The organism is Acinetobacter sp. CIP 102136, from assembly GCF_000369685.1.
Classification (GTDB): domain Bacteria; phylum Pseudomonadota; class Gammaproteobacteria; order Pseudomonadales; family Moraxellaceae; genus Acinetobacter; species Acinetobacter fasciculus.
Map to the genome: position 1 here is coordinate 1,721,834 of NZ_KB850142.1, position 12,303 is coordinate 1,734,136.

Genomic DNA, 12,303 nt, shown 5'->3' on the forward strand with positions numbered 1-12,303 from the left:
AACTCTTAAAATTTGTAGGGAAATAGCACAAACTCAGGCTTGAACAGTGACCGGATGCAAGGCCAACTCGACCAGATTCTGGATATAGTGTTCATCTGGAATCCGGTTGAAAAAAATGATCTGGTAATGAATCGGGCCGTATAAGGTATCCAGCATCAAATCAAAAGGATAATCAGCGCGGATTTCTCCCCGTTCAATCGCTTGCTGAATCAGTTGATGGGTCTGTTGCCGACGTGGCAAGAGATATTGCTGAAAGAACTCACCTGCCAGTTCGCGGTGATTGGCAATCACTACCAGCAAAGCCCGACCGACCGGATGATTCAGCGCTTGAGATAAAGAACCGAGTTGTTGAATGAGATTGCTTTTCAGGCTTTTAGAGGTATCCAGCTCAAATACCGAAGCTGTATGCTGTTTGAAAGTGTACAGCACCAGTTCCGATTTATGTTTCCACCATCGATAAATCGTGGACTTGCCAACACCGGCACGTGCCGCTACATCTTCAATCGTCAGCTGATGATATTCACATTCTGCCAGCGCATCTGCGACCGCCTGTAAAATGCACTGCTGTCGTCGGGAACTTTTTTCGTCACTGCTCATATTTTTCTACTTAACTTTTAAGATCTAAAAATCGAAACGATACGTATCGTTTTATATTAGGGTAAAAAATAACAAAGCTCCAGTGAAAAACTGAAATTGATGCAAAAAAAAGACCTTCATATGAAGGTCTTTTCTCAATCACGATTTAACTTAACTCTGTGCAGTCTTTTTATAAATGCTGCATGAAGGATGATGATTTTCTTGCAAACGCGCGACTTTACGCTGTTCTGCTGCTTCAAAACGGCAACGTTTCCAGTCATTGTCCAGGTTCAAAGCTGGAATCTGTTTTGGTTTACCATTTTCATCCACCGCAACCATGGTGAAATAACAGCTATTGGTATGACGTACCGTTCTCTTTTGAATATTCTGGGCTTCTACACGAATCCCGATTTCCATTGAAGTACGGCCAACATGATTCACACTGGCCAGAAAGGTAACCAGCTCACCAACGTGAATCGGCTCTTTAAAATTCACCTTGTCTACAGATAAGGTCACGACATAACTACCCGAATAGCGACTTGCACACGCATACGCCACCTGATCCAATAATTTCAGAATGGTTCCACCATGAACATTTCCTGAAAAATTTGCCATATCTGGCGTCATGAGAACTGACATCGTTAACTCTGACTGGTCATCCGACACTGCTGCAATTTGATCTAAAGGGGCCATCGTTTTCTTTGAACTCTTTGAATGACAAGGTTATCGTTTATTATTATAACCTGAGTTCGATGAAATCCACTTAACCTTTTAGCATATTTTGGAAAGTTGGCTTATTGGGGTTCAAACAATAAGCCACTACAGCAGCCATGATATTCACCATGAAGTTATTTACCGAACGATGACGTGAATGTTCAAGTTGATGTAAATTTTTTAATTGATCATTCACTGTTTCGATCAATCCTCTTCTGCAAAGTAATTGTTTTTCTTCTTCAGTTTGGATGGGTTTATTTTTCATATTCCGACGTGATGGGGTCAATATTTTCAGTCCTCTTGCTGCTAAAGCTTCGGCTTTTGCTTTGCTCAAATAGCCTTTGTCTCCGAGTAGGATCCCTTTTAATTCTTGAGTTAAAGATTCTAATATAGCAACATCATGAACATTTCCCGATGTCAGCTTGAGATTAATAATTTCACCTAAATTATTGATAACGAGATGTAATTTAAAACCATAAAACCAACCCGTACTACTTTTTCCACGACCGGCCAAGCCTTTAAATACACGATGCCTTTTAATCCGAAGATTATGGCAAACTACCAATTTAGTGGAGTCAATGATACTGATTCCCGTATCTTTTCCTTTCACCTGATGGAAGAAACTACTCAGAGCTTGCAAACAACGGGGCATGATTTCAATAAATCGGTTGTAGCTAAGCAGTTTAGGAAAAGCAGATTTCCAGAATGGAACGATCATTTGGCAATAAAAATATTTGAAGAATCTAAAACCGGATTGATGAAATAAAATGACAATGGTCATTGCTTCAGACAAGCTTAAAGCTGACTTTTTCAACCTGGTTTTTTGATTAGAAATTAAAGCTTTCTCTAAAGATTCATTAAATTTTTTGCAGAAATCATCCAAAATACAAAATAATTCGGTAATATGATCCATTGAGAAGCCTTGTTTTATAACATTTTGTCTTGAGAACCAATATGTTACAAAAACAGGGCTTTTTTTCTACTCTTTTTTTATATCGAACTCAGGTTATTATAGCGTTTTTAACATGAATAAAATGTTCAATTCGGCAAATGAAGCATCACAATTATTGATATAGAAAATGTATTCATACAGAAAAAAATATATTTAATTGCTTAAAATCTCAGTTACAAAGTTAAGTGCCAATAAATCAACACTTATTTATCTGGGGTTGATCACACAGCAACTGAGAATTTTTCACTGTTTTAAGCGCTGAACAAAAATAATTCAGGAAAATAAAAAGGCTCTGCGTGATTTAAAGCATCACTGGCCTGAGCATTTCCTGCGCCAGGTTCTGATAACTTAAAATTTGTTGACCATCCAAGGTCGTTTCAACGGTAAAAGAACCATCCTGATGGGTCGCGGTCACTGTAAAAATATAGTGTTCGAATTGTGCCAGTTTGACCAGCTGTCCAATTTTAATATGCATCATGATGTCTACATCTGTGTAGTGATCTTTTCAAACTGCATTCTGGCATGAACATCGATGCTTTTGAATATTTGATCAACTTAAGTATACGAATAATAATATTAAAATTTTAATTTAAGACGAATAAGGCTTATTATTTAAAACAATATACTTATAATTCAATTTGTTATATTTAAAATTAATTTTATCTTTTGCGATAATTCCGACTGACTGATACACATAGGCAATCATCTTATCTTTTATAACAATCAGTTAAGCGTTACAGCCGATGATCCGTTATCCTTTTGAGTGAATATCCCTATACTGCGATATAGGGATAAACAGAAATTTCAAAAAAAAGATTTATTGAGCTTGATGTTCATGTACCACAAACTGTGGAATGCGATGTCCTTGAGCATAATCATGTTTTTGGTAGGCTTGTGAAATTTCCATCAACTTTAACTGGGTCGCCTCGGCACCAGCCTGCATGGTGAGCTCCCTGCCACGGACATCAAAGATATGGCCTTTTTCGCGTAAATCCGGCTGAATCACCACATCTGCATGCTTTAATTCTTCATGCGCCAGATGTTGCTGCATAATATTGATGTTCTGGTTAAACAGTCCCCAGACATTGCTGGTTTCCGTGTGAATGGGTTGTGCCAGAATATCTACCGCAATCACAATGTCGGCTCCCAACTCACGTGCCACATCGACCGGCACCGGACTGACTAGACCACCATCTACATATTCTTTACCTTGAATGATGGTCGGAATGAACATACTCGGAATCGAGACTGAAGCACGTACCGCCTGTCCGGTATTGCCATAGTTAAAGACGACTTTCTTGCCTTCTTTCAGCGCGGTTGCTACCACAAACATCGGGATTTTCATGGCTTCAAGCGGGGTTTGATCGACCTGCAAATTGACATAGTCCTCAACTTTTTTGCCATCAAAAAAGCCTTTTCTGGCCAGTTTGATATCACGGACATCATTCGGTCGCATGCTGAGAGCAATATTGCGCAGTTCAATCGCCGGTTTGCCACTTGCATAAATGGAGCCCACAATACTGCCCGCACTAGTTCCAACAATAAAATCTGGTTGAATACCCGCCTGTTCCAGTACTTCCAGCGCACCAATATGCGCATAACCACGCGCACCGCCACTGCCTAGGACTAAAGCAACTACCGGACGCTGTTGGGTTTGCTTGATCTTTTGAAAATCAATTTGATTTGGACGTGCCTGAGCTTCTCCGCGTTGTGCAGCAGGTTGTAGATGACTGGTCGCCGCTTGCGCTGTCATTGGGGTCGTTTGGCAAGCACTTAGGCCAAATGTACCCAGTATCACCATACTCAACACATATTTCTGCATGCAGAGAATGTCCTCATTAATCTAAAGCAGCATAGTGTATAAACACATGCATAAATAGTCTGTAGAATTTCGTAAAACTGTCATACAGTTCAGCTACTTTACCTTCATTTTTCCCCATAACTGTATGTCTTCAATCTCACTGTATCGGATTTTCCTGATTTTCCTGCAACTGGGCTGCATTTCATTTGGTGGTCCAGCGGCGCATCTGGTGTTTTTTCACCGAAAATTTGTGACCCAACTGCAATGGTTGAATGACACCCAGTACAGTCAACTGGTCGCTTTGGCGCAACTTTTACCCGGGCCGAGCAGCAGTCAGGTGGGACTGTCGATCGGTTATCTGCAACGGGGCTATACTGGTGCCGTGATCGCATGGTTGGGTTTTACCCTGCCCTCAATGATTCTGATGACCTTGGTGGCGCTCTTGGGTCAAAGCTATTTTCATATTTTAAACTCAAACAGCTTTCATACCATCCAGTTAATTGTATTTTCTGTAATCGCCTGGGCATTCTGGCAAATGCTGAGAAGCTTCTGTAAAACGGTTTGGCAATACGCTGTCTTAATCCTCTCTGTCGCATTACTGATAGTCGTTTCAGTAAGTTTTAACCAGATTCTGGTCATTATACTGGGCGCAATCTGTGGACTCTTGGCTGGATATTTTTCCCAATCAGATTCGAAACCCAAAGAAATTAACAAAACGGCAATCAGCTCGCCATATATTCGATCTGCCGCTGCACCCTATTGGCTGCTAGCATTTATCTTGCCATTTTTGCTGCTGCCCTTAGCAGGCAAATTATGGGGTGAATCGGAGCTGCAATTTTTTTCCAATTTCTATCAGACTGGCTCGCTGGTGTTTGGTGGCGGTCATGTGATTCTGCCTTTGTTACATCAGGACTTTGTCACAACCGGTTTGGTGAGTGCGCAATCTTTTGATCTTGGCTATGCCTTTACCCAACTGATGCCGGGACCTTTATTCAGTTTTGCCAGTTATATCGGTGCTTTACTGCCTTGGACGCCTTATGTCTGGCTGAATGCAGTGCTAGCGACCTGCACAATATTTTTACCTTCATTTTTTCTGATTTTTGCCACCTTGCCTTACTGGTCATGGTTGATGCAGCAGCGCCATATTCATCAGGCGGTGATGGGCATCAATGCTGCGGTAGTGGGACTGTTACTGTATTTATTGCTGGATCTTTCACAACGTTATTTTAGTTATGGCTCCGACCTGGTCTTTGTCGCGGTGATGATTGCTCTGCTACGCTCAAAACTACCGGTCTGGTTCAGCCTGATTTTAGGCTTTGTGCTTTATCAAAGTTATTTAAATTTCTTTTAAATAAAACTTTGGCACAAAAAAAGCCCCGAATGATCGGGGCTTTTTGCTTCAAGTCTTACCAGATATCTGATTTGACCTTGTCTTTAAATTTAGGATGGTTATCCAGTTTAAATTCAGGCTCTTTCACACCACGCTTCAACTGACCAGTATAGTCGCGAAGTAGCATCAGCAAGAATGGCATCAGCAACAGGATTGCGATCAGGTTGATGCTTGCCATGACACCCATGAACAGATCTGCCATATTCCAGATCAATGGCACACTGGCGATAGAACCGAAATACACCATGACCAATACAAATAAGCGGAAAATCAACATCACCCGGCTATTGTTATTGATGAACTGGACGTTTCCTTCGGCATAGGCATAGTTACCAATAATCGAAGAATAGGCAAACAGGAACAGAATCAAAGCCAGGAAGTCATCACCCCAAGCACCAATCTGGCTTTCAAGCGCCATCTGGGTCAAGGTCACGCCTTCAAATCCTGCATTTTCATACAGACCCGAAACCAGAATAATAATCGCGGTACATGAACACACCACAAAGGTATCTACAAATACTCCGAGCATCTGTACCAGACCCTGGTTGACCGGATGTTTGACATCGGAAGCTGCAGCAGCATTCGGTGCCGAACCCATCCCTGCCTCGTTAGAGAACAGACCACGCTTGATGCCCATCATCATCGCCATAGATACCATGGCGCCAAAGAATCCACCAGCGGCGGCTTCAAATTCAAAGGCTTTACTGAAAATGAGCTGGAAGATGGATGGGAGCAAATCGTAATTGATGACCGCAATATACAAAGCCACAGCCAGATAAAGCACAGCCATAAACGGCACAAAGCTTTCCGCAACTTTCGCAATCCGTTTAATCCCGCCAAAAATGATCACCGCAGTCATCAAGACCAGAAACAATCCGACCCAGGAAATTTCCAGATTCAGGCCGCCTAATGGCAGAATCAGGTTCGCCTGATCCCAGCCCCAGGCATGAGAGGTTGCTCCGGTAATGGCATTGGCCTGAACTGCATTGAAGACAAAACCATAAGTCGTGATCAATGCAATCGCAAAGACAATCCCGAGCCATTTCTGTTTCAGGCCTTGAGTAATGTAATAAGCTGGACCACCACGGAATTGCTGGTTTTTGTTATCTCGCACCTTAAACAACTGTGCCAAAGAGGATTCAACAAAAGCAGAACTCATACCCAAAAAGGCAGTAAACCACATCCAGAACACGGCACCGGGGCCACCAATCGCAATCGCAATGGCAACACCTGCGACATTGCCCACACCAACCCGGCTTGCCAATCCGGTGACAAAAGCCTGAAACGGAGTAATGCCGTGCGTATCCTGAACCTTGCCACGGCTATTTTTCATGACTTTCATGCTGTGCCAGAACAAACGAATTTGTACTGCACCGGTCATGATCGTGTAGAAAATACCGACTGCGACCAGAAACACCACCAGAAAATCCCATAAAGGACCATTCAGGGCATTAATCCAGCCGAGTAAGGTTTCATTTAACTGATCATTCATGTCACATCCTTATGAGCCTATGACTCATCGTATCAGGCATAAAAATTATGCAAAAAACTTCAAAATCATCTGAATAACAGTAGCATTGATTAAGTCAACAAAGAACGCACCACATAATGGAACAATCAGGAAGGCCTTATGCGATGCACCATACATATTGGTAATCGCCTGCATATTGGCAACCGCTGTTGGCGTTGCACCCATACCGAAACCACAATGACCTGCTGCAAGTACTGCAGCATCATAGTTTTTGCCCATGAGGCGGAAAGTGACGAAAGCTGCATACAAAGCCATGGTGATGGTTTGCGCACCCAGAATTACCATCAGGGGTCCTGCAAGGTCAGCCAATTGCCATAATTTCAATGATAACAATGCCATCGCCAAGTACAGCGACAATGAAGCATTACCGAACACATCAATCGCACGATCGAAAATCTGAACCTTGAAAACACCTTCCAGTACATTACGCAGAATGACACCACCCGCCAATGCCCAGACAAATGTTGGCAGTTCAAACGCAGTACCTTTACTGAAACCGGTCATAAACTCTGCAAAAGCCAAACAGCCTGCGAACAGGCCCAAGGTCGTGATTGCATTATCAGCGGTAATTAAACGCACCTGATGCGGATATTCAAACGGTACATATTCGTTGGTCGTGCTATCCATTGGTGTATTGTCACGCTTTTCGATCTGCTGATCGGTACGTGCAGTAGCCAGGTTATGACGATTGATCAGTAATTTGGCCAAAGGTCCACCAATGATCCCGCCGATGATCAGACCGAAAGTCGCACTGGCCATACCCAGTGCCAAAGCACCCTGAATGCCATGTTCAACTTCAAAAATCTCCCCCCATGCACCCGCAGTACCATGACCGCCGGTTAAGGTAACTGAACCTGCAATCAGGCCAATCAGTGGGTCAATACCAAGCAGTGTTGCCAGACTCATACCGACTGCATTTTGCAAAACAATAAAAATCGATATAGCAAACAGGAAAATTACCAGACCGACACCGCCTTCACGCAACTTGGAAAAGTTGGCACTCAGACCGATCGAGGCAAAGAAGATCAGCATAAAACTGGTTTGTAGCTCTGAACTGGTGGTGATGCTGTATCCCCACAGTGAATGCACCAGTAATGAGATAATCGCAGCAACCAAACCGCCTGCAACCGGCTCAGGAATATTGTAGCGCTTTAAAAAATCGATTTTATTAACCAGGAATCGGCCGAGTAACAAAACAATGACTGCGGCAATCAAGGTATAAAATGCGTTAAAAGTAAAATCCATAATTTTTTGCCCAAGATGATTTTGAATTTTTTATTTTTCTAAAAGTTATGGAGTGCGCTAGATTTCTAGCTCGCTCATTAGATGTTCATCTGGAAATATCCTGATTTGATCTATCACCTTTAGAAAAACAAACCGATTTATCATCTCTTTCAAACTTATGAATATCATCATCACGATCATATTCAACAAATGAGAGATTTATAAAAGCAACACCTTTTCTATTCCGATACTCAGTCTGTTGTAAAATTGCAGACAATTTTCAAACAGATGCGCATGCTGGTAAAAAAACTGTGTTTTAAGCTCAAAAAAAACATTCAGTGCTTGATGAGTGCTTTCAACCTAAAGACTTCATTCAAGCCATCTGGAATCGCGTTATTTAAAACAGATCTTAATCACGAAATGCATGAATTAAGATGAAAAGTCGTACATTATGCTGTTTCTTCGTATCAGGTTTTATTTCTTTTTATTAGCAATAGTTAATTTACCTATAAAAAATAATTATAAATTCTCATTTTTATATGAAGATTAATCTATATTTTAATTCAAAAAAAATATTAATCTTTTACTCGACACAAAATGAAACAGGGATCTTGAAATTAAATTATCTTGATTTTCAGTCAAAATAAACCAGTTCTCTGTGTGAAATTGTTATTGTTGAATGGTTCAAGCACTTGGGTTTTAAGCCATTTTTTAAATCAAAGACCAACTTTATGACTAAATCCATTGCTATCACTGAGGCGATTTATGCTCAGCTAAAAGCATGCGAAATTTCATTATTCAAGTCATTTTGCTGATAAATTGTTTTTTCAGCTGGCGAAGAATTAAATTTTCCTATCCCCCGTTCTGTTTGTTTAGTTTATAGTCATTGCAAACTCAATAAGGATATTCGACTGGACCCCATAATGGATCAAAATCTTGTTCATGCTGTAGATCACACCATCACTTCTCGCCATTCAGTGCGTGCTTTTTTAAATACCCCCGTTAGTACAGACACCTTAAAAGAGATTCTGGCGGTGGCCAGCCGCGCACCTTCAGGAACCAATACCCAACCCTGGAAGGTGTATGTGGTAACAGGTAAAAAGCGTGATGAACTCGTGCAACGTGTCTGTCAGGCACAAATGCAAATCTATGCAAATCCTGCATTGTCACAGCAGTATCAGGAAACTTTCGCCTACTATCCTGAACAATGGATCTCGCCATTTATTGAACGTCGTCGTGAAAATGGCTGGGGTTTATATGGCTTGCTGAATATTCAAAAAGGCGAAAAGGAAAAAATGGCGCGTCAGCAGCTGCGTAATTTTGAATTATTTGATGCCCCTGTCGGCTTATTTTTTACTGTACATCGGTCTTTGGCGATTGGGTCCAAAATGGATGTTTCCATGATGATCCAGAATGTTATGCTGGCAGCAAAAGCCCGCGGTCTGGACACTTGCCCGCAGGCAGCCTGGAATCACTTTCACCCGATCGTGCTTGATCTGGTCGGCGCACCCGATGATGAAGAGCTGGTCTGCGGTATGGCACTGGGTTATGCCGACCCAGAGCAAATTATTAACAGGGCAGAGTAAAACTTGAAGTGCGACATAAACCACCTAATTAATTTAAAGGGTTTATGGAGTATATAAAATTGTCATACCATCATCTTAACTTTGAAGATCGTACTGCATTAATGCTTGAGTCAAGAAAAGAAGGCTTTTCAGCCAGAAAATTTGCTGAACTCATTAAAAGACATCCTAGTACGATCTATCGTGAGCTTAAAAGAAATAGCATCAATGACGTTTATCAAGCTCAATATGCTTCTGATAACACCTTCGCTAGACGTAGACGTGGTCACAGAAAACTCAAAATCGATTCAATCCTCTGGAAATTTATTGTTGAAGCGATCCGTTGTTTATGGTCTCCTCAGCAAATAGCAAAGCGTTTAAAGACATTTCCTGATTTGGATCAAACAATGAATGTAAGCCATACAACGATTTATTCAACGATACGAGCATTACCAAAGGGTGAGTTGAAAAAAGACTTATTATCCTGTCTGCGTCATGAAAATAAAAAGCGAAAAGCTAACGGTGAACCTAAAAAAGATTCTATATTACAGGATATTAAAACTATTCATGAGCGCCCAGCCGAAGTTCAAGAAAGAAAAATACCGGGTCATTGGGAAGCTGATTTAATTAAAGGTAAAGACAATAAAAGTTCGATAGCAACACTTATTGAACGAAATACACGGCTCTGTATCTTGGCAACATTACCTGATGCAAAGGCAGAATCAGTGCGCAAGGCTTTAACTGAAGCTCTGAAATATTTACCTGCAGAACTGCGTAAAACGTTGACCTATGACCGTGGACGCGAGATGGCAGAACATAAAATACTTGAAGAAGATTTAGGCATAGATGTATATTTCTGTGACCCACATTCACCCTGGCAAAAAGGCACATGCGAAAATATGAATGGTTTAATTAGGCAATATTTACCTAAAGGGATTGATTTAAATCAGGCAGATCAGCATTATTTAAATCAAGTTGCCATGTCACTGAATACTCGTCCTAGAAAAGCGTTAGATTGGCTTACACCATTAGAGAAATTTGCTCAGCTTGTTGATTATCATAAGACTTTTCAAACTGTCGCACCTCATGTTTGAATTCGCCCAGCTTTATTACCCCGCGCGTTCCCGTAGAAGAATTTGCCGTGTTTATCGATGAGTGATGCAAGCAGGGCTAAGCCAACTTGCTTAGCCCTCTGTCCAGACCAGTATTTTTATTATCTGAGAGGCAGCCAGCATCTATGCATTTTTTAGGCTGGGCATGTTGATTTTAAAAATCGCCCAAGCAGAAATACCGACAAAAACCAGCATGATCAATGCCATATTCAGTAAAGCATGCCAGATCAGAAAATTCAGTAATACACCGCCCAATAAACCACAGACAAATTGCATACTGCCCATAATGGCACTTGCAGTTCCTGCCCGCTCGCCCTGTTTAGCCATTGCTAAAGCCATGGCATTCGGACCAGTAAACCCAAGGGCTGCCACCACAATAAACATGCCTAACAACACCCAGAGCACAGAATCGACATCCAGACAGCCGAGCAAGATTAACCCTAATACACCGGCAAACTGCAGACAGGTGCCAATTTTCAGACGCTGCAATATCGAGAAACGCCCAGCCAGACGTTTATTCAAGGTCGAAAACAGCATGATCCCGAAGGCATTGGCACCAAAGGCATACGCAAACTGCTGCTCGGTCAGTTGATAACGATCCATCAGAATGGCCGAAGAAGCGCTGATATAACAGAACATCACCGCACCGGAAAAACAGCCGGCATAGAGCGGACGTCGAAAGCTTGGATCCTGAAAAATGCACCGGTACAAACTTATAACCTGTTGAAAGTTCAGCTTGAGACGGCGTTCTAGCTCCAGGGTTTCTTTAAAAAGAAAGTGTAAACAGGCCAGACTCAACAGACCGCAGCCCATCAACACCAAGAAGATCACGTTCCATTCATAAAACATCAATACCCAAGCCCCCAAGCTTGGAGCAATGATTGGCGCAATTGCGGTCACAATCATCATGCTGGCAAAGGCCTGAGCTGCTGAATGCATATCCAGACGATCACGAATTGCAGCGCGTGCCATGACCACCCCGACACAGCCACCGAGAGCTTGCAGAATCCGTGCAGCGATCAGGCTCCATTCATCCTGCGCAAAAACACACAGCAAACTTGCCACAATGTATAAGCATAGCCCAAAATATAGTGGCGGTTTACGCCCAATCCGGTCACTGATCGGACCATAAATCAGTTGTCCGATCGCCAGACCGAAGAAATAAGCTGGCAGGCTATTGGAAACCATTTGGGTACTGACACCAAAATCTGCTGCCATGGCCGGTAAGGCCGAAAGATACATATCAATGGACAAAGGCCCGAGTGCACTTAAGGTCGCCAGCAACACAATCCAGGACATGGCATAAGGTTGTTGTACTATTTTATTTGTTGTCATAAGCATGAAGATTTAAAGCGCTAATATGCAGACAAATTAACACAGTGCATAGTATGATTTAGCCTGAAATGAAGATTTATAAATATACTATTTTCATTAGCCTATT

11 protein-coding genes are annotated in these 12,303 nt (G+C 42.0%); 3 read left to right on the forward strand and 8 right to left on the reverse strand.

The window, feature by feature from the left end; all coding sequences use genetic code 11:
• Positions 1–33 precede the first annotated feature (33 nt).
• From F893_RS13710 to F893_RS13725, 5 genes are all read right to left on the reverse strand, one after another.
• Positions 34–597, reverse strand: a complete 564-nt coding sequence (locus tag F893_RS13710; protein ID WP_005104035.1) for a TetR/AcrR family transcriptional regulator — start codon at positions 595–597, stop codon at positions 34–36.
• Between the two features lie 150 nt (positions 598–747).
• Positions 748–1,269 carry an acyl-CoA thioesterase gene (locus tag F893_RS13715; protein ID WP_004280680.1) on the reverse strand — a complete coding sequence of 174 codons (522 nt, stop codon included), beginning with the start codon at positions 1,267–1,269 and terminating at the stop codon, positions 748–750.
• A gap of 70 nt (positions 1,270–1,339) precedes the next feature.
• Positions 1,340–2,203, reverse strand: coding sequence for an IS982 family transposase (locus tag F893_RS13720; protein ID WP_004679438.1), 864 nt, complete (start codon positions 2,201–2,203; stop codon positions 1,340–1,342).
• Positions 2,204–2,543: 340 nt separating this feature from the next.
• Positions 2,544–2,720, reverse strand: a complete 177-nt coding sequence (locus F893_RS18140) for a hypothetical protein (RefSeq protein WP_005252628.1) — start codon at positions 2,718–2,720, stop codon at positions 2,544–2,546.
• Between the two features lie 339 nt (positions 2,721–3,059).
• Positions 3,060–4,064 (reverse strand): patatin-like phospholipase family protein, encoded by a 1,005-nt coding sequence (locus F893_RS13725; protein ID WP_004645821.1) that lies wholly within the window; start codon positions 4,062–4,064, stop codon positions 3,060–3,062.
• 124 nt (positions 4,065–4,188) lie between these two features.
• Here F893_RS13725 and chrA point away from each other — a divergent pair, with 124 nt between their 5' ends.
• On the forward strand, positions 4,189–5,394 hold the full coding sequence (chrA, locus tag F893_RS13730; protein WP_005252631.1) for a chromate efflux transporter: 1,206 nt from the start codon (positions 4,189–4,191) through the stop codon (positions 5,392–5,394).
• A 55-nt stretch (positions 5,395–5,449) separates the two neighbouring features.
• Here chrA and F893_RS13735 read toward each other — a convergent pair whose 3' ends face one another.
• Both F893_RS13735 and gltS read right to left on the reverse strand, forming a co-directional pair.
• Complete coding sequence (locus F893_RS13735) at positions 5,450–6,925, reverse strand: alanine/glycine:cation symporter family protein (protein WP_005252633.1); 1,476 nt, start codon at positions 6,923–6,925, stop codon at positions 5,450–5,452.
• A 45-nt stretch (positions 6,926–6,970) separates the two neighbouring features.
• Positions 6,971–8,209, reverse strand: coding sequence for a sodium/glutamate symporter (gene gltS, locus F893_RS13740; RefSeq protein WP_005104038.1), 1,239 nt, complete (start codon positions 8,207–8,209; stop codon positions 6,971–6,973).
• Between the two features lie 902 nt (positions 8,210–9,111).
• Between gltS and F893_RS13745 the strand changes: the two genes are divergently transcribed.
• Both F893_RS13745 and F893_RS13750 read left to right on the forward strand, forming a co-directional pair.
• Complete coding sequence (locus F893_RS13745) at positions 9,112–9,774, forward strand: nitroreductase (RefSeq protein ID WP_005252634.1); 663 nt, start codon at positions 9,112–9,114, stop codon at positions 9,772–9,774.
• Positions 9,775–9,875: 101 nt separating this feature from the next.
• Entirely contained in the window at positions 9,876–10,844 is a 969-nt protein-coding gene (locus F893_RS13750) for an IS30 family transposase (RefSeq protein WP_081398964.1), read from the forward strand.
• A 141-nt stretch (positions 10,845–10,985) separates the two neighbouring features.
• Here F893_RS13750 and F893_RS13755 read toward each other — a convergent pair whose 3' ends face one another.
• A complete protein-coding gene (locus F893_RS13755; RefSeq protein ID WP_005104040.1) occupies positions 10,986–12,203 on the reverse strand; it encodes a multidrug effflux MFS transporter in 1,218 nt (405 codons plus the stop codon).
• Positions 12,204–12,303 lie beyond the last annotated feature (100 nt).